The sequence below is a fragment of the Cypionkella sp. PAMC25878 genome (genome assembly GCF_058135695.1).
Window position 1 is genome coordinate 387,493 of record NZ_CM176871.1, and the last position, 20,272, is coordinate 407,764.

Here is a 20,272-nt window from a genome sequence, read left to right on the forward strand (position 1 = left end):
GCCCTGCCGCACGCTTTCCGCAAGTCAGGCGTTTTCCCGCAGCGCCCGCCAGATCGGCGCAATCTTCTTGCGCGTGGTGCTCTCCTCCGGAATTTCTCCGGTGGGGGAGTTCTGGGCAAACCAGTCCTGCACCTCGGCGATCAGTTCCACCTGTGTCGAGGGTATTCCACGGTCGTTGAACCGGCAAATCAACATGATCATGGCCCCATCCCAATCGAAGCGCGGCGCAGCACCGGGCGGGATTACCGGGCGACGGCGCCGGTCGGCGTCGTCTTCAAGCTTCCGCAAGTCGTCGGCCATCAGCAGTAAGTCAGCCAGTTTGACGACGACACCGCTTGCTGGCTCAGTGATGTGAAGCCATTCGGTGCCACCCTCCGGGCGGACACGGATCACCCGGCATTCCTCGTCGCAGTGGCCATGGCGACGGAACATCTTCAGCATGTCTGCGGCGTTGACGGCGACCATCCCTGCCACGGGTTGCAGGCCGCAGAGCACCGGGGAAATACCGGTGAAAATTGAGAAAAGGCCACCAATCGACCAGGCAGCAACATCTGCATGGGAACAGTCCAGGCGGTCACAAAATTCGTTCAGGGAAAAGAAGGCTCTTGGTGGCAGGGTCATGGGATGTGCGTCCTCTCAGCAATTGGCAACACCCGTGTCAGCGCCGGGCGTTGCGGGATCGTGTTCTTAAACAGTCACTTGCACTTAGGCAGTCGTCCAAAAATACGTCTCAAGGTATGGCAATCAGCCATGCCTTCAGAACCCGGTGCCGGTGGCCCCGATGCCCTGAAACCATGACTGGTAGAATCGCCTTGAGCTGACTTTGTGACGCTACTCGCCTTTTAGGAGAACTTGCACTAGCCATCCCGGCCGCGAGGGTAAAACGTGAACAAAAAGTTTTCAGCGGGCGCTTGGCACGAAGCGGTTGGCCGTAGATACCGGTGCCTGGAGGTTAGTGCTGGCAGTTGATCTGCCTGCGGATCATGGGCTTGGGCGGTGTCCGCGTGCCATTCGCCGCTGGCTGAAGCCCAAAGCTGTCACGCATAGACCGTCACCCCTGCCGAGCGAATATTTCTGGCCATTGGCACCGGAAAAGGCAAAACGGCGCTGGGCGACAGTCCGCCCTGAATTCCGGAGTCCATGCGAAAATCCCAATGAAACAAGGGCCGGAATTGAGTTGGGGCTTTCAATTCCGGTCTCCGCCTAGGTTCCGGTGCCTTGCGTCTGCTTCCCTCTCCCCGTCCCCGGCCTTCGCCGGGATCTCGATGGGAGATAGAAATGCCAAACACTGCCCCTGCATTGCAGGAACAGCCGCTGCACCTGCTGGCGGAATGGATCAGCCGAGAACAGCTGGCCGGTGAACTTGGGATCGCCAGCGACACGCTGGCGCGGTGGGAGGCCCGACAGCTTGGGCCGCCCTGCACTAGGATCGGTCGGAAGGTCCTCTACCGCCGCACCTCGGTCCAGGAGTGGATCAGCGCGCAGGAACAAGTTCGCCCGGCCAAAACACGGCGAGGTCGGATATGAACCAGACCATCAATCATCGGATGGCCGTCCCGTCAGGGGCAAGCGACTGGATGCAGGACCGCCTGATGGAAGCGCGGGCTATCTTGGTTGAAGCACCGCTGCACGCGGACTCGCTGGTCATCCTCGCCGCGCGCGTCGTAGCGGGTCAAACCGACTGCGCCCGCGAATGCGCCGACGCCATCGACCTGTTGTGCCAGCTGGATCGCCGCCCTCTGCATGCCATCGCAGCAGCGGCCTTCCCGAACGGCGGTGCCGCATGAACCGGCGCAGCACACCTGAAGCCGACGCCCAACGCGCCATCGTGCAGGCCCTGCGCTTCGCCCTTCCCCGCACCGCGATCATACATCACTGCGCCAACGAGGTGACCGAACCCGGTCCCCGCGGCGCAAAGCGTCAGGCGATCCTGGTCGGCATGGGCGTGCATGCCGGTTTTGCCGATCTGATGGTCATCTGCGATGGGCGTGTCCTGTTTCTGGAACTGAAGGCACCCAAGGGTCGATTGCGCCCCGACCAGGAGGCGTTCCGGGATGGCGTGCTGGCGCAGGGTTTCGGCTGGGCTTTGGTCCGCAGTCTCGACGATGCGCTGGGAGCTCTGGCTGATCACGGCTTCACCAGCCGGGTCCGCCCAGCGCGGAGGGTGGCACCATGAGCCACAAGGCAACTGTCTGGGCCATCCAGCAACGCGGACTGAAGCCTGCCACCAAGATCGTGCTGTGGTTTCTTTGCGACCGGCACAACCCGGATTTCGGCTGCTTTCCGACACAGGCGCGGCTGGCGGACGACGCGGAAATGTCGATCTCGGCGCTGAACGAACACCTCGCCAAGCTGCAGGAATTGCGCCTGATCCACCGGGTTCGGGCGCAGGACCCCCACACCCACAAGCGCCTGGCGACACGCTACATCCTGGGGTTTGAGGACGGATTTCCACCAGAGCCAACTCCGGAAACCGGAGACGGCTTGTCGGGAACAGAGGGCGAACGTGGCCGCAACCCAACTCCGGATTCCGGACATGGAGCCATCTCCGGATTTTCGGCAAAGCCATCTCCGGATTTTGCCCAAAGCCATCTCCGGAATCCGGAGATTAACCTTGTAAGAGAACCCCTAAGTAAACCTGTAAAGGAGGAGGAGGATGCGCAAGCGCGAGATTCCGATTTTGATCGGTTTTTCGCAGAGCTGCTCGGTGCGCTGGGCTTCGCCGCCAACGCCTCCCTCCCCACCTGGTGGCAAGGTTGGCCAGCACGGCTCCATGTGCAGCGCTGGCGGGATGACCTCGGGCTGTCCGAGGACCGGATCATCGAGACCGCCACTGAAAGCCGGGGCGATCATCCCAACCCGCCCGATGGGCCGAAAGCCCTCGACAGGTTCATGGAACGCGCCGCCCAGCGCGATGCGCTCGTTGCTACCGAAAAGGCCAACGGCAGAAAGGCCAAGCGGCAGCGCAAGGGCGAAGTGAAGCCGCCCCTCAGCGACGACGAAAAGGCAGCGTTCTACGCCAAAATGGTCAATGCCGACGGCTATCTGCCCCAGAGCGTGATCAGCAACACCATCCGGGATGCCATGCTGGTGCGGGGCCTTGTCACTCCGGAACGCCTTCGTCAGCGAGGGGTGCGGTGAATGGCATGGTGTCACGTCCCCGGCACGGATTGTCCCTCTGCGCAGGCGGCGGAGGCCTTGATCTGGGCGTCATGCTGGCCGAACCCTGCTTCCACACCCGCGCCTTTGTCGAGTGGGAAGATTGGCCCCGCGCAGTCCTCATTGCCGCCCAGCGCGCAGGCTACTTCGCCCCGGCCCCGATCTGGGACGACCTGCGCAGCTTCGATGCCCGCCCCTTCCGCGGGGCCTTCGACATCGTCCTCGCCGGATATCCCTGCCAACCCTTCAGTGCCGCTGGCAAACGCGGTGGTGCCGACGATCCCCGCCATCTCTGGCCCGAGGTCGCTCGGGTTGTCAGGGAGTGTTCGCCCGAATGGGTCTTCCTCGAAAACGTCCCCGGTCACGTCACCCTCGGCCTTGAATCCGTCCTGCGAGAACTTTGGCGCATGGGCTACACGCCTGCGGCGGGTCTGTTCTCTGCGGCAGAAGTCGGCGCGCCGCACCAGCGGCTGCGGATCTTCATCCTGGCCCACACCGATGAGCCTGCATCCCGGAACGGCGAACTACAACCCGGCCGGGAACAGCGACTTCACCCGCAAGGCGGAAGCGCTGGCGCTGCACATCACCAACTGGTCGACGCCAAAGGCAACGGATGGCGCGAAGGGTGGCCCGGGCCAGAGTTATGGCTCGGGCGGGATGCCGCCCCTGCCAGCGCAGGCAGCGCAATGGCAGACGCCGGTGGCCGACGATCAGGTCGACCGGCTGCGCGGCAAGATCAACAGTCGGGGCGAGCCGAAGCTGTCTGCGCAGGCGATCCAATGGCCGACACCGGCGGCGCAGAACTGGAAGGGCAGCAGCCAGGCCAGCATCACCCGGGCAGACGGCAAATCACGAATGGATATCCTGCATTACCGGGCGGAGCAGGGCTTCATCCGCCCGGCCCCGGTGATCACGACGCATGGTCTGCCATTTACGCCACACGCCCCGATCTCGCGCCCGCTGTGGGCTTCAATGATTGCATCGCATGGGCGTGTCGTGTCGCGGCGGATCTTGAAAGCCCGGGCGCGGCCGCGGCTGAACCCTCTGTTCGTCGGCTGGTTGATGGGTTGGCCCATCGGTCACGCGCTCTGCGCCTGCTCGGCAACGGAGTTCATCCTCTGGCAGCAGCACATGCTTGGCGCGCTCTCGCGGCTGCCCATGGCCTCGGGCCCTTGGATCTGGCGGCCGACGGATGGAACGGAAGACCCGGCGCAGATGAACCTCTTTGAAGGAATGCTGCCATGAGCATGCAGGGACGGATCGGGCACGCGGGCGGCACGAAGGTGAAACGCGCGCTGGGCGTGCAGGCGGTGCTGGAATGGGCCTTCCGGGTGGAAAAGGCGCAGCTGGAACTGCCACAGCGGCGTGACATCGACGAGGAAGGCTTCGGCTTTGGCATGGAATATGTGCTGATCCAGCGCGCGCGTCTGGGGTGCAAGGTGGACGGTGGTGGTCATAAATCGCAGTCCTATACCCATGAGGATGCTGAGATTGTGGCCGCGACCTTGGCGGGAATGCCAGATAGTCTCGGCGGTAAACGCATGGCGATCTATGTGGCCGAACTGGCCCGCGCAGGATTGACGCCGGACTGGCTGCCGGGCGTGGTGCCGCGCTGCGTCCCTATCGAGACCAAGTTTAACCAGCATGGCGAGCGATCCACCATCATCGTGGTTGGCACCGAGCGCGTGCTGACCCGAGGCAAGTGGCGCATCATCGAGGTTCTGGCCTGCCCTGTCACCTGGCGGCCACACCCTGAGCAGATCGCCTCCGCCCGACGTGGCTATGAGGATTGGTGGAAGGCGCTGGACTGGGTACGCGATGGGCTGGTGGCGGGAGGGATGCTGCGGGAGGTCGAGGTCACGGCGGCGATGCCGAAGGTGCGACCTTGGCAGGCTCGGTGAGTCTCAAAGCCTTTGAATGTTGCTTAATGTCTGGATTTCAGCTTCTGGCTGAAATACGGTTCGGAAAAGAAGTTCCAAGGGGCAGATTAGTCAATGGCATCAATCGACAACGGCTCCGACCTCGGTATTGAAGCCAGCCTGTTCAAGACCGCCGACAAGTTGCGCGGCAATATGGAACCATCGGACTATAAGCATGTCGCCCTTGGCCTGATCTTCCTCAAGCATATTTCCGATGGTTTTGAACTGAAGCGCCAACGACTGCTGGCCGAGTATCCAGAAGGCGCCGAAGATCCCGACGAATATCTCGCCGAAAACGTGTTCTGGGTGCCGCCCGAGGCCCGCTGGTCGCACCTGCAGGCCAGCGCAAAGCAGACCACTATTGGCAAGCTGATCGACGAAGCCATGATAGCCATCGAAAAGGTGAACCCGACCCTCAAAGGCGTTCTGCCCAAGGACTACGGCCGCCCTGCGCTGAATGCGGTTATGCTGGGCGAGTTGATCGACCTGATTTCCGGCATTGCCCTTGGGCAGGATCGTGGCCAGGCGCGCGATCTGCTCGGGCGGGTCTATGAATATTTCCTCGGCCAGTTCGCGGGCAGCGAAGGCAAGCGAGGTGGTGAATTCTACACCCCCCGCTCGGTCGTGCGCACCATGGTTGAAATGCTGAAGCCATATAAGGGCCGTGTCTATGACCCCTGCTGCGGGTCGGGCGGTATGTTCGTGCAGTCGGAAAAGTTCGTCGAGGCACATGGCGGCCGTCTGGGCGACATCGCCATCTACGGGCAGGAAAGCAACTACACCACCTGGCGGCTGTGCAAAATGAACCTTGCCGTGCGCGGCATTGACGCCGACATCAAGTGGAACTCGGAAGGCACCTTCCACAAGAACGAACTGCCCGACCTGCGCGCGGATGTGATCTTGGCCAACCCGCCCTTCAACATTTCGGACTGGGGCGGTGAGCGGCTGCGCGAGGATGGGCGCTGGAAGTATGGCACGCCCCCGGTAGGCAATGCCAACTATGCCTGGCTGCAGCACATCCTGCACCATTTGGCACCTTCGGGCACGGCAGGCGTGGTGCTGGCCAATGGCTCGATGTCCTCGACCCAGTCGGGCGAGGGCGAGATGCGCCGCGCGATGATCGAAGGCGAGGTGATTGACTGCATGATCGCCCTACCGGGGCAGTTGTTCTATTCCACCCAGATTCCGGCCTGTCTGTGGTTTCTGGCCAAGGACAAATCAAACGGCATCGCCCGCGACCGCAAGCTGCGCGACCGGCGCGGCGAGATGCTGTTCATCGACGCTCGCAAATTGGGCTTTATGGTAGACCGCACGAGGAAAGAGTTTACCGACTCCGACATCAGCCGGATTGCCGAAACCTATCACGCTTGGCGTCTTGGCGAGGGTTATGCCGACATTCCAGGCTTCTGCAAATCCGCCGGCATCGCGGAGATTCGGGCGAATGACCACGTCCTGACACCTGGCCGCTATGTTGGGTCGCACGAAGCTGAGGAAGACAACACGTCTTTTGTAGAGCGTTTCTCTGTATTACGTCAGGTTCTGGAGGAGCAGTTTGCCGAAGCAGATGTGCTCACGACGACAATCCGGGCGCGATTGGAGTCCATCGCGTATGACCATTGAGGGCTCAAAGACAGTCGGCGATTTCGTAAAGCTTGTTCGCGGCACGACTTACAAAGGCATGCTCGTCGGGAAACCAGGTCCAGCCTTGCTAGGCCTTGGCGCTATTGTTCCCGGTGGAGGTTTTCGAGGACGGGATTTCAAAACTTACGGCGGCGAGTGCCCTGAAAAGCTGATGCTTCGCCCGGGCGATTTGTTTGTTTCCCTTAAGGGAGCGACAAAAAGTGGAGATATGATCGGGTCCATTGCCCGTGTGCCGCCCGAGGTTGAAACCGGCAGATTGACGCAAGACACTGTTAAACTGGTCCTGAGCACCGAAGCAGAGCCACTAAGATCATATCTATATTGGTTGCTTCGGACGCCCGACTATCGGGCTTATTGTGCTGGCCGTGCAACTGGAAGTGCAGTTGTTGCACTAAGCAGAGATGACTTCCTCTCGTATCCGGTTCCGCCGCTTACCCAAGCGGGCGAGGCAATTGTTGCCGTTCTCGATCAGATTGGTGATAAGATCGAGTTGAACCGGAGGATGAATGAGACTTTGGAAGCCATCGCGCGGGCGCTGTTCCGCGACTGGTTCGTCGAATTCGGCCCCACCCGCGCAAAGATGGCAAACGCTAACCCCTACCTCTCCGACGACCTCTGGTCCCTTTTCCCCGACCGTCTTGACGCGGGTAGCAAGCCGGAGGGGTGGAAGGTTTCGACCATCGGCGACGAGGTGCGCGTGGTCGGCGGCTCAACCCCCAGCACGAAGGAACCCGATTTCTGGGATGGCGGCATCAACTGGGCTACGCCAAAAGATCTGTCAAATCTCGCCGCTCCTGTTCTACTGGAAACCTCGCGCACAATCACATTGGCGGGATTGGCGAGGATCAGTTCCGGCCTGTTACCGGTGGGCGCCGTCCTTCTGTCATCCCGTGCACCAATCGGCTACCTCGCCATTGCAGAGGTGCCAGTGGCGATCAACCAAGGCTTCATCGGGATGATTTGCGATAAGCGGCTTTCCAACGTATTCGCCTGGCTCTGGACGCTGGAGAACATGGAAGCAATCCTCGCCAAGGCCAACGGCTCGACCTTTCAGGAAATCAGCAAAGGCAATTTCCGCCCCCTTCCGGTCGTCTTGCCAAAGGGTGCTTTCCTGGAAGCGTTTGATGCACTGGCCAAGCCAATCTACCAGCGGATCGCCCAGAACGAGAAAGAGTCACGCACCCTCGCCCAGACCCGCGACCTCCTGCTGCCGCGCCTGATGTCGGGCGAGTTGCGGGTGGCCGAGGCCGAAGGCATCATAAATGAGGTGGCCTGATGGCCGTTGTCTATCATCAGGGGCGCTTTCCACCCGACCTGCTCGACTGGCCCCAGCTTCTGCCACTGATCGGCCCGGCCAATGCCGCCGTCGCGCGCTATGAGGGCGTGTTGCACGGCATCCCCAACCCCAATGTGCTGCTCTCACCGCTGACAACGCAGGAAGCCGTGTTGTCCAGCCGGATTGAGGGCACTCAGGCCACCATCGGCGAGGTGTTGGAATTCGAAGCCGAGGGCGAGCCGGGCGATGAAAGCACCGCCAAAAAGGCCGACATCCACGAGGTGCTGAACTATCGCGCCGCCCTTGCCGAGGCCTCGCGGCTGCTGGAGGAATTGCCGCTGTCACAGCGCCTGATCCGGTTGACCCACGCGCGCCTGATGCAGGGCGTGCGCGGCCGCAACAAGGACCCGGGCGAATACCGCCGTATCCCGAACTGGATCGGACCCGAAGGCTGCACCATCGAACAGGCCCGCTTCATCCCCTGTTCCGCCGAAGCGCTGCCAGATGCCATGAGCGCGTGGGAAGCCTACATCCACGCCGCGGCTCCTGATGCGCTGATCCAGTTGGCGGTGCTGCATGCCGAATTCGAGGCGATCCACCCGTTCTTGGATGGCAACGGTCGGCTGGGGCGGCTGATCATCCCCCTGTTCCTGAAATCCAAGGGTCTGCTGTCGGCACCGAATTTCTATCTGTCGGAGTATCTGGAAGCCCACCGCGACGAATATTACGACCGCCTGCTGGCCGTGTCGCGGGATGGCGATTGGACTGGTTGGTGCGGATTTTTCCTGCGTGCGATCATCGAACAAGCGGGCACGAACCAAGCCAAGGCACAGGCGATCCACGCACTTTACACTGCGCGCAAGGACTGGATGGTCGAGGCAACACGGTCACAATACGGGGTGCGCGCGCTCGACTGGTTCTTCAGCCGCCCGATCTTTGTGGCTTCGGATTTCGTGACGCAGGCCGATATTCCCGAACCGACGGCCAAGCGTATCCTGCGGCTTGTGCGCGACAACGGGCTGTTGCGAGAGATAAGGCAGTCCAGCGGCAGGCGGCCTGCGGTGTTGGCTTTCCCGGAGCTTTTGAACATCTGCGAAGGGCGGGCGGCGTTTTGAGGATCACTTATGCACCTCAAACTATCTTGTGGGTCGAAATTCAGGTCAAACTGACCCACAAGATAGTTTGCGGTACAAAAGTGATCGACAACGCCACAGTGCATTTCTGAATCGAGGATTTTATGCCCACACTTTCGGAAGCCGAAGTCGAAGCCGTCCTTCTCGATCACCTGAGCGCGCTGGGCTATACCTGCATCAATGACGCGGTGTCGGGACCCGATGGCCATGCGCCGGAGCGCGAGGCCTATTCTGACACGTTCCTGCCAGGGCGGCTGCGCGACGCAATCGCCAGGTTGAACCCAAAGATCCCCGAAGATGCCCGCGCGGACGCGCTGCGCAAGTTGTTGGGCGTCGAGCGTCCATCACTGATCGAAGAGAACCGCCGCATGCACCGCGCCATGGTCGAGGGCGTGCCGGTGGAATACCGTGCCGAGGACGGCACGATCCGCGGCGATGCCGTGCGCTTGGTCGACCCGGAAGACATGCAGAACGACTGGCTGGCCATCGCGCAGTTCACGGTGATCGAAAACGGCAACAACCGCCGCCCAGACGTGGTGGTGTTCCTGAATGGTCTGCCGGTCGGCGTGATCGAAGTGAAGAAGCCCGGCGCAGAAACGGCAACGCTGGGCGCTGCCTTCAACCAATTGCAGACCTACAAAGCGCAGATCGGATCGCTGTTCCGGGCCAATGCCGTGCTGGTCACGACGGACGGTATTCAGGCGCGCATCGGCTCACTGACCGCTGACCTTGAGCGGTTCATGCCTTGGCGCACGACCGATGGCGCCGATGTGGCCCCCAAGGGATCGCCAGAAATGTCGGTGCTGATCGAAGGTGTCTTCGCCCGACCACGGTTGTTGTCGCTGCTGCGAGATTTCACCGTTTTTGGCGACACCCCGAACGGTACCGCCAAGATCATCGCGGGTTATCACCAGTTCCACGCGGTGAAGCGCGCCGTCGTGAGCACCGTGGAGGCCAGTCGGTCGCAGGGTGACCGCAAAGCCGGGGTGATTTGGCACACGCAGGGCTCGGGCAAGAGCCTGCTGATGGCCTTCTATGCCGGGCAGCTGGTGCGTGAACCAGCGATGGAGAATCCGACAATCGTGGTGATCACCGACCGCAACGATCTGGACGATCAGCTGTTCGCGACTTTTTCGATGTGCCGCGACCTGATCCGCCAGACCCCAGTACAAGCCGACAGCCGCGAGGATTTGCAAAAGGCGCTGGCCCGGGCATCCGGCGGGGTGATTTTCACCACCATTCAGAAGTTCGCCCCTGAAAAGGGCGATACTTATCCGATGCTGACTGACCGTCGGAATGTGGTGGTGATCGCGGATGAGGCCCACCGCAGCCAATACGGGTTCAAGGCTCGCATCGAGAAGACCGGGGCCATCGCTTACGGTTTTGCAAAACACTTGCGGGACGCCCTGCCCAACGCCTCGTTCATCGGCTTCACCGGCACGCCCATCGAGGCGACTGATGTTAACACCCCCGCGGTGTTTGGACACTACATCGACGTCTATGACATAAGCCGCGCAGTTGAAGACGGGGCAACTGTGCCAATCTATTACGAAAGCCGCCTCGCCAGGATCGAGTTGCCCGACTCAGAAAAGCCCAAGGTCGACGCTGAAATCGAAGAGTTGACAGAGGATGAGGCCGTCAGCGAACAAGAACGGCTGAAGCGTAAATGGTCGACCGTCGAGGCGCTTGTGGGTTCCGAAAAGCGCCTGAAGATGATCGCCGAAGATCTGGTCACCCATTTCGAGGCCCGCGTGCAGGCCATGGAAGGCAAAGCCATGGTCGTTTGCATGAGCCGCCGCATCTGCGTGGATCTCTACAATCAGATCGTGGCCCTGCGGCCGGACTGGCATTCGGACGACGATGCAGGCGGCCTGGTCAAGATCGTGATGACCGGCTCTGCCTCGGACCCGGAAGCCTGGCAGCCCCACATCGGCGGCAAAGCACGGCGCGATCTGCTGGCCAAACGTGCAAAAAATCCGAAAGACTCGCTCAAGCTGGTGATCGTGCGTGACATGTGGCTGACCGGCTTTGACGCCCCGTCTATGCACACGATGTACATCGACAAGCCGATGCGCGGGCACGGGCTGATGCAGGCCATCGCGCGGGTGAACCGGGTGTTCCGCGACAAGCCCGCAGGTCTGATCGTTGATTACATCGGCATCGCCCAGAACCTGAAATCCGCGCTGGGCCAGTATTCCCAATCGGACCAGGAGCAAGCTGGCATCGACGAGGCCGAGGCGGTTGCGGCGCTTCTCGAGCGACTGGACGTGGTGCGCGCCATGTTCCACGGCTGCGACTATTCCAAGGGGCTGACCGGCACACCGCACCAGCGCCTTGTGGCTTTGGCAGAGGCGCTCGACTGGATTCTCGCAAGGCAAGACGAGGCGGCGCAGCGGGAAACCGAAAAGGAAGCCAAGAAGGCTGCGCACCGTCGCTATCAGGATGCAGTGTTGGCACTGTCCAAGGCCTTTGCGCTTTGTTCGGCCAGCGATACCGCCCGCGAAGTGCGCGACGAGGTTGGATTCTTTCAGACCGTGCGCGCAGCAATGGTCAAGGCGTCCGATACCTCTGGCCGTTCGGCCGCAGATCGCGACCTGGCCATCCGCCAGATCGTGAATGGCGCCGTCGCATCGACCGAAATCGTCGACATCCTGTCGGCGGCTGGGCTGTCCTCCCCGGACATTTCCATCCTGTCTGACGAGTTCCTGGCCGAAATTGGTCAGATGGAGAAAAAGAACCTCGCCCTTGAGGCGCTGAAAAAGCTTCTGAACGACGAAATCAGATCCCGCAGCCGGTCAAATGTGATTGAAACACGGAAGTTTTCCGAGCGGCTGGAAGAAGCGATCTCACGCTATCACACCAACGCCATCAGCACTGTCGAAGTCCTGCAAGAACTGATCGCGCTGGCAAAGGAAGTGCGCGAGGCCAGAAACCGGGGCGAAGAAACCGGGCTGACACCCGACGAAATCGCCTTTTATGATGCCTTGGCTGACAATCAAAGCGCGGTCGATATCCTCGGCAATGATCAGCTGAAGATCATCGCGCATGAACTGTTGAAGGGGCTCAAAGCCAACGTCACCATCGACTGGGCGCATCGCGACAGCGCCCGGGCGCGGTTGCGGGTTCTCGTCAAACGGATCTTGAGGAAGTACGGCTATCCACCAGATCTGGAAGACGCCGCTGTTCGAGGGGTGTTGGCACAAGCAGAAGCGATGCTTTCGGAAATGGCGGCTTGAGAAGGTGTCCATATTGCGCTGCGCGGAGTTCGGCCCTTCCGAGTCACCGGCATTTGAGAGGCTAATGGCATGAAGTTCAAACCACGTAACCTTCGCGCAATTGCCGAAATGGTCGTTGGCGATGTGGAGCATTTTCCTCGTCGGTCCAGCTTCTACATCACGAAGTTTTTTGAAGAGTGCGATCTCGATTTCGTTCACGATGGCACAACTCGTCCTATCTGGGCTTCACAGCGCCTCGAAGAGCTTTTGGAAGAACCGCAACCTGCGGCCTTCCAGCTCCCGACCCGCTTTGTCGTCTTGCTACGCACGTTGATGGACCTTCGCGAAGCGGAGGACGGCGATCGTGATCGCAGTAAAGCACTCGCTGCACTGAATGAACCGCTTATGAGGGAGGGGTATGAATCCTACTATGACGAAGACCAGACGCTGCAGGTCCGCCACATCGGCAGCAAGACAGTGTCCAAGGCAACCAATCCCCATCGTCCCCTGACCCCGAAGGAGACGGAGCGTAAGAGGCAGCTGAACGCCTATCTCGACGAATGCAGTGAAGATGAGTTGATCGAAGAAATCTTGCTGCCCTTGTTTAGGCAGCTTGGCTTTCATCGGCTTACGGCTGCGGGTCACGCGGACAAAGCCTTGGAATATGGGAAGGACATTTGGATGCGCTTTGTCCTGCCCACCCAGCACGTCCTCTACTTTGGCATTCAGGCAAAGAAAGGAAAGCTCGACTCTGCCGGAATGACAAAGGGATCGAATGCCAACATCGCTGAGATCTACCAGCAAGTCTTGATGATGCTGGGCCATGAAATTTTCGACCCTGAAACGAGTAAGAAGGCCCTCGTCGACCATGCCTTCATCGTTGCTGGCGGCGCCATTACCAAACAAGCGCGCAATTGGCTGGGCGGAAAGCTCGACGCGTCGAAGCGTAGCCAGATAATGTTCATGGACCGCGAAGACATCCTGAATCTCTACGTTACCTACAATATTCCCCTGCCAGTAACCGCCCTGCCCAAGCTTGACATGTTGCCAGACGAAATTCCGTTTTGACTTGTCAGCACGGCGTCGATCTGATTTTGACTGCCCCCCCTGGCATGGTTCCTCCCCGGCACGGTTTGTATGCGGGGGGGCGCAGCGCGGCATTTCGCTAGCGACTGGCTTCTTCACCGGGGAATCCAGGCGGAAGCCACCTGCCGCATGAACTTGGAAAAAGCGACTCATTATCAAAGGCTTGCGGAATCACGACCTTGGCGCGCTGGATTCTTTTGCGGAATCCAGGGAGTCCAGTTTGTGGAAGTCACCACGCCGGAAGCCAGCCAGCGGAATCCGCATGTATTTTTCATTTCTGCAAAGCTGTCCCCTTGGCTTACCCTTTGATCATCGAGCCATCCAGGTTGCAATCTTGCAGGGCTATATACCTACACACTTGACAGTGTCAGCCTACAGAAAACCCGTCGTCCTTCGGGCAAGTTGCAAGTCCTTCTGCCAAAAAAGGAAACAACAGTGAAAGCGCCTTTGAGACCCACAGTGATCGTCTTCGACGTCAACGAGACGCTAATCGACATAACGACACTCGAGCCGTTGTTCGAGCGCATCTTCGGCGACCCCGGCGTCATGCGGGAGTGGTTCGCACAGCTCATCCTCTACTCTGAGGCTGTCACGCTGGCGGGCACCTACGTCCCGTTTGGTGAGCTTGCCGCAGGTGTGTTCCGTATGATCGGCGAAATCCGGCAGATGAAGGTAGGTGAAACTGACATTGCCGAGCTGCGGAAGCTGCTCCAAAACATGCCAACGCATGCTGGCGTGGCCGAAGCGATGATCCGCCTGAAGAAGGCAGGCTTCCGGCTTGTGACGCTGACGAACTCGCCGCCGAGTCCGGGGTTGGGTCCCCTCGAACAAGGCGGTCTTGCCGAGCACTTCGAGCAGATGTTCAGCGTCGATGCAGTCCGGAAATTCAAGCCCGCGAACGAGGTATACAAGATGGTCGCTGACGCCCTTGAGGTCGAGCTTGCCGCTCTGTGCCTTGTCGCGGCGCATGCATGGGACACGCTTGGAGCGCAGGTTGCGGGGTGCGCCGGTGCTCTGGTTACCTTGCCAGGCAATGCAGTTCTTCATGTGCCGGGGCTTCCAGAGCCGGACATCGTGGCGCAGGACATCCCGCGTGTAGCTGAAAAGATTATCCGCCAGTGGGGCGATGCCCGCAACAATTGACCGCTCGAGTGCAGCGATCCCGTGGCAATAACGGCTCATCGACATCAATCTTTCCGGCGTTTTATATGGTTTGCGTTTCGCCATTCCAGAGACCGAGAGGGCCAAGGATCGGCTGGTTCTCAACCGCGGCGACTATCACTGCTGGTATGCCGTCAAGAAGACCGGCAAGGGCCATTGGGCTGGGGAACCCTCTTGAACTTCAGGTCGTGGGTTTCTTGCCGAAGGCGACGGCCAGAATGATTATACCACCGGCAACCATCATCTGTTCGCTTACATCCAGCCCCATGATGATCAGCCCGTTGTTTATTGTGCCGATCAACAGCGATCCGGCAAATGTGCCAAGGATCGTGCCTCGTCCACCGAACAGGCTTGTGCCGCCCAGAATTACGGCCGCAATCGCCATCAACTCGGCCCCTTCACCAAAGTTGAAGCGGGCGGTTTGCATCATTCCGGAGTACAACAGCCCAGCCAGTGCGGCTGCGGCACCTGACAGAAGGAAGGCCGCGAACTTGATGCGGCGGGTCTTCACGCCGGAATACTCAGCCGCCATCCGGTTGCCGCCCGTCGCAAGAACCTCACGCCCGAAGCCTGTGTACTTCAAGACCACAAGGCCCAGAAGCGCCACCATCACCGACCAGATCAACAACGACGGGATGCCAAACAGGCTGCCCGATCCGAAGATCGTGTTGAAGGTCTTGTTCGATATGGCAATCGGGTTCGTATAAGTTATCCGCATGTCCAGCCCGCGAATGAACTGCATCATGCCAAGTGTGACAAGAAACGAGGGTATTCCGATCATCGTTACGAAAAATCCGTTCAGACAGCCGACCATCAGCCCTGCCGCCAGTCCCGATAGAGCCGCCAGCGGCCACGCGAACCCGGCCTGCATCACCAGACCGCATGTCAGGGCGGAAAGTGCGGTAATGGAGCCGACGGACAGGTCTAATTCGCCGGCAGAAATTACGAAGGTCATGGCCACGGCGATCACCGTGATCATCGCGGTTGTGCGTGCGATGTTGAACAGGTTCATCACCGACAAGAAGCCCTTGTCACCGATAGTGATGGCAAAAAACGCCAGTACCACGGCAAAGAAAATGTAAACAACGTAATTCTGCAGTTGAACCTTAGGCCGCGCCGAGATTGGGCGCAGAGTGGCTGTGGCCTTGGATTGCATGGTGAAGTTCCTCCTCTGTCGCCACATCGCGACGGTTCATATTTTGCGCAATGCGTCCGCCATGCAGCACCAGGATGCGGTCACTGATCGCCATAAGTTCTTCCAGCTCTGACGAGATCACCAGAACCGCCATGCCCCTGTCAGCCATGGCGCGGACGGTATCGACAATCTCGGATTTGGCGCCGATGTCGACGCCGATTGTAGGCTCGTCAAGGATCAACAAGCGCGGCGCGCGGGCCAGCCATTTGCCGATGACGATCTTCTGCTGATTGCCGCCCGACAACAGGCGCGCCAGCTTGTCAGGTCCGTCGGTCTTGATCGCAAGGTCACTGATCGTGGCTTGCACCGTTCGCAAGGCAACACTGTCCTGCACAAGGAAGTGGCGGGTGAAACGGTCAAGACTGGGTAGGATGATATTGTCGCCCACTGAGTGTTCCAGCACGAGACCGAACTTACGGCGATCTTCGGGCACCAAGGCCATGCCTCGGGCGATGGCATCAGCCTGGTTGGTCACGGGGACACCATCAAACAAAATTTCACCCGACAGGGCACGGCGGCGGCCGAACAGCGTTTCGGCAATTTCGGTTCTTCCAGAACCCATCAGGCCCGCAAGGCCGACAATCTCTCCCTCGCGGATCTCAAAGCTGGCATCCTCGATCCGCTTGGCCAACCGCAGGTTGCGCACCTGCACCACCGCGCGGGCATCCTCGGGCACATGTCGGTCCTTCCATGCGAAGGACGCGGCATTACCGGCACCCAGCATGGCCTCGACAATCCGTGCGACCGACAGGTCGGCGCAATCTGCTGTCATCACCGTCTCGCCATCGCGCATGACGGTGACGCGGTCGCATAGCGTCAGAATTTCAGCCATCCGGTGCGAGATATAGACGATGGAAATGCCCGATGCGCGCAGACGGCCCACAAGTTCGAACAGCGCCGAAGTCTCGGTCTCGGAAAGCGAGGATGTCGGTTCATCCATCACCAGAATCCGCGCCTTTTTCGACAGGGCCTTGGCGATTTCCACGATCTGCATATACCCGGCGCTTAATCCGCTAACGGGGGCGTTGGGGTCAATATCAACCCCCAATTCCTCAAGTATCGCGCGGGACCGGCGCACCATTTCAGTGCCGTTGATAATTGGCGTGCCCCGAAAGCGCGGCTCGCGTTTCAGAAAGATGTTCTGGGCCACTGTCAACGTGGGCACCAGCGAAAACTCCTGAAAAATCATAGCAACACCCGCACGCTCTGCAGCGGCGGCACCATGTAGTTCCACTTGGTGGCCGTCGATGGTGACGGTGCCGCTATCGCGGGCGTAGACCCCGGTCAAGATCTTCATCAGCGTGGACTTGCCGGCTCCGTTGCCGCCCATCAGAGCATGGATCTCGCCCTTCCTGAGGGTGAAGCCCACACCTTTCAGGACGGGAATGGCCCCAAAGGATTTGCGGATATCCGTCATCTCAAGGATCAGGGCTTCGGTCATGGCTGAAACTCCGTGGGGAAAGGGGCGCGGGTCTGGCCGCGCCCCAAGTCTGTCAGTTGGCCAAAGCCGAAACCATTTCAGCGGGCAGGTCAACACGGTAAATGGTCTTGTACGATTCCGCCAAATTCGAGCGTTCCACCTTCAGCGGCGGCACGACGATGTAGGGAGGGGTCGGTTCACCGATCAACGCCAGCGCGCCTGTCTTGGCTTCGGCTACGCCCTGATCGTAAGGGCGCTGCGACGAGATTCCGGCGATGAAGCCGTTTTGCGCCATGTTCAGCGCAACGATCTGGTCGAAGTTCTCGTTGACAATCTTGAAGTTGTCGAGTGTGCGACCCGCAACGGTTGCAGAGGTCACAGCGCCCATCGCCGGGATCGACCAGCTCGCATAGACGCCATCAAGCGTCGGATAGCGCGCCAAAAGCCCATCAGCGACTTCCTGACCTTTGTTGGGGTTGTTGTGGCCCACCGCGGCAACCACGTGCAGATCGGGATATTTGGCCAGCACGCGGGCAATGAAGCCTTCATAGCGCAGGTTGGTCACGTAAAAGTCGTTGGCATAGTACATCGCCGCGACATTGCCCTTGCCACCCAGTGCGTCGGCCAGTTCGTCGGCCAGATACATGCCCAACTGAAGGTTGTCCGATGAGATGATCGAAGCGTATTCCTTACCAGCGGTCATGCCCTCGACAGCCTGGTCAATGAATACAACCTTGGTGCCCGCAGCGGCGATCTTTTGATAGGCCGAAGCAGTGGTTTGACCATTCAGCGGAATCGAGACCAGAAGGCTGGGCTTGAGCACGGAAATGGTGTCTAGGTCGGCGATTTGCTTGGCGTCATCCCAGTTTGCGTTGGTTTCGGCCACGACCTTGATGCCCATGGACTCAAAGGTCTCTTTCAGACCAATCAATTGTTGGCTTGCCCAGTCATCGCCCATCCACCCCATCGAGATCGCAACCGTGAAGTTGCCAGCCTTGACCTTGGCGAGTTGCTCGTCGGTCAATTTCAGGTCAGCGGCGGGGAAGCCCTTCGCGCCGTCTTGCCCGTCAGAAACGACGACCCCTTCCAAGTTGTCCAGTTTCGCCAGTTCCATCGTCTTTTCAGACGGGGCCTTGTACCACAGCGGATGCTGGATATCGGCGGCCACATCGGCCAGCGCAAAGCTGGGCAGAAGGGCCACCGACAAGGCGAGTGCGGCACGTTTGAAGTTCAGGTGTTTCATGTAGTTCTCCTCCAGTGTTGGGCATGACACAACCTCCTCTCTCCAGAGGCCTGTCGGTTCAGTGATAATCAGTAAGCTCAGCCGCCGCCGCTCAGCCGCGGTTCAGCATGAATTCACGTAGCGTTTGGGCCAGGCGGTCGGGCGCTTCCAAGGCCAGGCTGTGCCCGCATTGCTGAAAAACTTCGGAGCGTTCCACGGCCACCGCCATTTTTTCCATCTGATCGCGCACCAGCTCGCCAAAGAACTCCGGCGCGCCGATGGTCAGAATGGGCAGGGTCAGCTTGGACTGTTTCAGGTCTTTGTTGATGCGCGCGTTCTTCATACCTGCCCGGTAGGTTTCCAGACAACCGCGCAAACCACCCGGCGCGGACAGGTGGGCGATCCATTCGTCAATTGCTTCTTTCGTGATGGCATTGGGGTTCCAGGTTTCAGCCTTGATCCAGAACTCCCAGAACTCGCGCTCGCGCCCGGTGATCAGCATTTCTGGCAGGTGGGGAATCCAGAAGAACGGAATGTGCCAGACCCAGACCCCACGCAGATTGAATTGGGCAGAGACGTTTTCCGGCGTGAAATTCGACCATTCCTCCAGCCCTTCGCCTGACAGCAGCATTTCCGAGAAGGATAGCGTTTTCACCCGCGCCCGCTCAGTTGCTGCCAGAGCATATGCGAATTCCGCGCCCCGGTCTTCGCCATGCAAGTGAAAGCTGTCATGTCCCAGGTGGGTCATCAAGGCAGCCATATCACGCGCGTTGGTAAGACTGTCATAGCCTTCTTCAGCTGGCGGCTTATCGGTATCGCCAAAGCCCCGCAAATCAGGGGCCACGACGCGGAAGTGCTGCGTCAGCAGAGGGATCAACTTGTACCAGTAGAAATGCGTCTTGGGCGTGCCATGCAACAACAGCAATGGTTCACCTTGCCCCGCCGTGACATAATGCATTCGGATACCGTTGACCCGGGCCCGGCCGTGAGTGACAGGCGCACCCGTATGATCAAAAATTTCCGCCATCCTGCCCCACCCTCTTCAGAACATTCATCCTATTTAGGTAATGTATGTTCACGCGCGATGTCAATCAGGAAAAAATCACCCTATGGTGCGCAACGCGCCATTGCTGGCAGGCGACAGCAGAGTGTGTCAATTTCTAACACGCGCTGGTCATGTGCCATCTTGCTATTCGTGACTAACTTAAGTACCGATCTTCGTCGGAATAACGTTATATTTATCAATATCTAACCACAGAAGACAAGAGGGAAGGCTTTAGTTGTGGCCGACGGTTATGGCTGCCCGCCCCTGCTCTTGTCGGCTGCACCTGACGTCTGAGTTTGGGTTAAACCTCAAACGTCCGTACACTTAGTTTTATTTTTGTACCTATGTACAAACCCGAGTGAGGCAGATCAGGAAGGTCGCTGTCGCGGCTCGTTGCTATGTACCCACCGATTCCACAGCAGTCTGTGAATGGTCAAAAAGGACGACTCAGAGGGATTCCAGAGCGACCTGACACCGCCGCTCCCGTTGAAAGGGGAGATTCGAACCGCAAGGTGGACGGCGGTGGCCATAAATCGCAGTCCTATACCCATCAGGATGCAGAAATCGTCGCTGCGACTTTGGTAGGGATGAAAGGCCGCCGTGATCCCCTCGGGGAAGCTCTTCGGCCCGTCCACGACCGCGATCAGCACGTCCTGGACGCCCCGATTGCGCAGTTCGTGTCTGCAGTCGTGATTTCGGCATCTGCCAAAGCAGCTGTCCAAGTGTTGTTCTGGCTAAATGACCCTTGACATGTATAAAGCGGATCATCAGGCGGGGGTACAGACGGCAGAAGGCCGCCG

At 59.6% G+C, this 20,272-nt stretch carries 16 protein-coding genes and 2 pseudogenes; 12 read left to right on the top strand and 6 right to left on the bottom strand.

Features of this window, described 5'->3' with window-relative positions:
- Positions 1 to 24: 24 nt before the first annotated feature.
- Complete coding sequence (locus tag ACS5RD_RS01755) at positions 25 to 621, bottom strand: hypothetical protein (protein WP_489929723.1); 597 nt, start codon at positions 619 to 621, stop codon at positions 25 to 27.
- 902 nt (positions 622 to 1,523) lie between these two features.
- On the opposite strand from ACS5RD_RS01755, the gene ACS5RD_RS01760 reads away from it, so the two are divergent.
- The 12 genes and pseudogenes from ACS5RD_RS01760 to ACS5RD_RS01815 all read left to right on the top strand — a co-directional run bounded on the left by ACS5RD_RS01760 (position 1,524) and on the right by ACS5RD_RS01815 (position 14,572).
- A complete protein-coding gene (locus ACS5RD_RS01760; protein ID WP_489929724.1) occupies positions 1,524 to 1,787 on the top strand; it encodes a hypothetical protein in 264 nt (87 codons plus the stop codon).
- The gene (locus ACS5RD_RS01765; RefSeq protein WP_489929725.1) at positions 1,784 to 2,176 is read left to right on the top strand and encodes a VRR-NUC domain-containing protein; all 393 of its coding nucleotides are present in this window, start codon (positions 1,784 to 1,786) and stop codon (positions 2,174 to 2,176) included. Before ACS5RD_RS01760 ends, ACS5RD_RS01765 begins: the two co-directional genes overlap by 4 nt.
- Positions 2,173 to 3,141 (top strand): helix-turn-helix domain-containing protein, encoded by a 969-nt coding sequence (locus tag ACS5RD_RS01770; RefSeq protein ID WP_489929726.1) that lies wholly within the window; start codon positions 2,173 to 2,175, stop codon positions 3,139 to 3,141. The genes ACS5RD_RS01765 and ACS5RD_RS01770 overlap by 4 nt, the downstream gene beginning before the upstream one ends.
- Before the next feature lie 71 nt (positions 3,142 to 3,212).
- Positions 3,213 to 3,605, top strand: a pseudogene (locus tag ACS5RD_RS01775) (DNA cytosine methyltransferase); the annotation flags it as partial.
- 52 nt (positions 3,606 to 3,657) lie between these two features.
- Positions 3,658 to 4,404 carry a DNA methyltransferase gene (locus ACS5RD_RS01780; RefSeq protein ID WP_489929727.1) on the top strand — a complete coding sequence of 249 codons (747 nt, stop codon included), beginning with the start codon at positions 3,658 to 3,660 and terminating at the stop codon, positions 4,402 to 4,404.
- Entirely contained in the window at positions 4,401 to 5,060 is a 660-nt protein-coding gene (locus ACS5RD_RS01785; protein WP_489929728.1) for a hypothetical protein, read from the top strand. Before ACS5RD_RS01780 ends, ACS5RD_RS01785 begins: the two co-directional genes overlap by 4 nt.
- 93 nt (positions 5,061 to 5,153) lie before the next feature.
- Positions 5,154 to 6,698 carry a class I SAM-dependent DNA methyltransferase gene (locus tag ACS5RD_RS01790; protein WP_489929729.1) on the top strand — a complete coding sequence of 515 codons (1,545 nt, stop codon included), beginning with the start codon at positions 5,154 to 5,156 and terminating at the stop codon, positions 6,696 to 6,698.
- Positions 6,688 to 7,995: a restriction endonuclease subunit S gene (locus tag ACS5RD_RS01795; protein ID WP_489929730.1), complete on the top strand. Its 1,308-nt coding sequence runs from the start codon at positions 6,688 to 6,690 to the stop codon at positions 7,993 to 7,995. Before ACS5RD_RS01790 ends, ACS5RD_RS01795 begins: the two co-directional genes overlap by 11 nt.
- Positions 7,995 to 9,110 (top strand): Fic family protein, encoded by a 1,116-nt coding sequence (locus ACS5RD_RS01800; protein ID WP_489929731.1) that lies wholly within the window; start codon positions 7,995 to 7,997, stop codon positions 9,108 to 9,110. The genes ACS5RD_RS01795 and ACS5RD_RS01800 overlap by 1 nt, the downstream gene beginning before the upstream one ends.
- Before the next feature lie 122 nt (positions 9,111 to 9,232).
- Complete coding sequence (locus tag ACS5RD_RS01805; RefSeq protein WP_489929732.1) at positions 9,233 to 12,364, top strand: type I restriction endonuclease subunit R; 3,132 nt, start codon at positions 9,233 to 9,235, stop codon at positions 12,362 to 12,364.
- A 69-nt stretch (positions 12,365 to 12,433) separates the two neighbouring features.
- Complete coding sequence (locus ACS5RD_RS01810) at positions 12,434 to 13,411, top strand: hypothetical protein (RefSeq protein ID WP_489929733.1); 978 nt, start codon at positions 12,434 to 12,436, stop codon at positions 13,409 to 13,411.
- A 477-nt stretch (positions 13,412 to 13,888) separates the two neighbouring features.
- Positions 13,889 to 14,572, top strand: a complete 684-nt coding sequence (locus ACS5RD_RS01815; RefSeq protein WP_489929734.1) for a haloacid dehalogenase type II — start codon at positions 13,889 to 13,891, stop codon at positions 14,570 to 14,572.
- Between the two features lie 199 nt (positions 14,573 to 14,771).
- Here the strand turns inward: ACS5RD_RS01815 and ACS5RD_RS01820 are convergent, their stop codons facing one another.
- From ACS5RD_RS01820 to ACS5RD_RS01840, 5 genes and pseudogenes are all read right to left on the bottom strand, one after another.
- Complete coding sequence (locus ACS5RD_RS01820) at positions 14,772 to 15,746, bottom strand: ABC transporter permease (RefSeq protein ID WP_489929735.1); 975 nt, start codon at positions 15,744 to 15,746, stop codon at positions 14,772 to 14,774.
- The gene (locus ACS5RD_RS01825; RefSeq protein WP_489929736.1) at positions 15,697 to 17,226 is read right to left on the bottom strand and encodes a sugar ABC transporter ATP-binding protein; all 1,530 of its coding nucleotides are present in this window, start codon (positions 17,224 to 17,226) and stop codon (positions 15,697 to 15,699) included. The genes ACS5RD_RS01820 and ACS5RD_RS01825 overlap by 50 nt, the downstream gene beginning before the upstream one ends.
- A 52-nt stretch (positions 17,227 to 17,278) precedes the next feature.
- Complete coding sequence (locus tag ACS5RD_RS01830) at positions 17,279 to 18,448, bottom strand: substrate-binding domain-containing protein (RefSeq protein ID WP_489929737.1); 1,170 nt, start codon at positions 18,446 to 18,448, stop codon at positions 17,279 to 17,281.
- A 91-nt stretch (positions 18,449 to 18,539) separates the two neighbouring features.
- A complete protein-coding gene (locus ACS5RD_RS01835) occupies positions 18,540 to 19,454 on the bottom strand; it encodes an alpha/beta fold hydrolase (protein ID WP_489929738.1) in 915 nt (304 codons plus the stop codon).
- A 608-nt stretch (positions 19,455 to 20,062) separates the two neighbouring features.
- A pseudogene (locus ACS5RD_RS01840) lies at positions 20,063 to 20,152 on the bottom strand (transposase); the annotation flags it as partial.
- Positions 20,153 to 20,272: the final 120 nt, after the last annotated feature.

Bases quoted from the DNA above. Each gene is read 5' to 3' on its own strand.
- ACS5RD_RS01755 (WP_489929723.1), bottom strand. From the start codon at position 621: ATGACCCTGCCACCAAGAGCCTTCTTTTCCCTGAACGAATTTTGTGAC.
- ACS5RD_RS01760 (WP_489929724.1), top strand. From the start codon at position 1,524: ATGAACCAGACCATCAATCATCGGATGGCCGTCCCGTCAGGGGCAAGC.
- ACS5RD_RS01765 (WP_489929725.1), top strand. From the start codon at position 1,784: ATGAACCGGCGCAGCACACCTGAAGCCGACGCCCAACGCGCCATCGTG.
- ACS5RD_RS01770 (WP_489929726.1), top strand. From the start codon at position 2,173: ATGAGCCACAAGGCAACTGTCTGGGCCATCCAGCAACGCGGACTGAAG.
- ACS5RD_RS01780 (WP_489929727.1), top strand. From the start codon at position 3,658: ATGAGCCTGCATCCCGGAACGGCGAACTACAACCCGGCCGGGAACAGC.
- ACS5RD_RS01785 (WP_489929728.1), top strand. From the start codon at position 4,401: ATGAGCATGCAGGGACGGATCGGGCACGCGGGCGGCACGAAGGTGAAA.
- ACS5RD_RS01790 (WP_489929729.1), top strand. From the start codon at position 5,154: ATGGCATCAATCGACAACGGCTCCGACCTCGGTATTGAAGCCAGCCTG.
- ACS5RD_RS01795 (WP_489929730.1), top strand. From the start codon at position 6,688: ATGACCATTGAGGGCTCAAAGACAGTCGGCGATTTCGTAAAGCTTGTT.
- ACS5RD_RS01800 (WP_489929731.1), top strand. From the start codon at position 7,995: ATGGCCGTTGTCTATCATCAGGGGCGCTTTCCACCCGACCTGCTCGAC.
- ACS5RD_RS01805 (WP_489929732.1), top strand. From the start codon at position 9,233: ATGCCCACACTTTCGGAAGCCGAAGTCGAAGCCGTCCTTCTCGATCAC.
- ACS5RD_RS01810 (WP_489929733.1), top strand. From the start codon at position 12,434: ATGAAGTTCAAACCACGTAACCTTCGCGCAATTGCCGAAATGGTCGTT.
- ACS5RD_RS01820 (WP_489929735.1), bottom strand. From the start codon at position 15,746: ATGCAATCCAAGGCCACAGCCACTCTGCGCCCAATCTCGGCGCGGCCT.
- ACS5RD_RS01825 (WP_489929736.1), bottom strand. From the start codon at position 17,226: ATGACCGAAGCCCTGATCCTTGAGATGACGGATATCCGCAAATCCTTT.
- ACS5RD_RS01830 (WP_489929737.1), bottom strand. From the start codon at position 18,448: ATGAAACACCTGAACTTCAAACGTGCCGCACTCGCCTTGTCGGTGGCC.
- ACS5RD_RS01835 (WP_489929738.1), bottom strand. From the start codon at position 19,454: ATGGCGGAAATTTTTGATCATACGGGTGCGCCTGTCACTCACGGCCGG.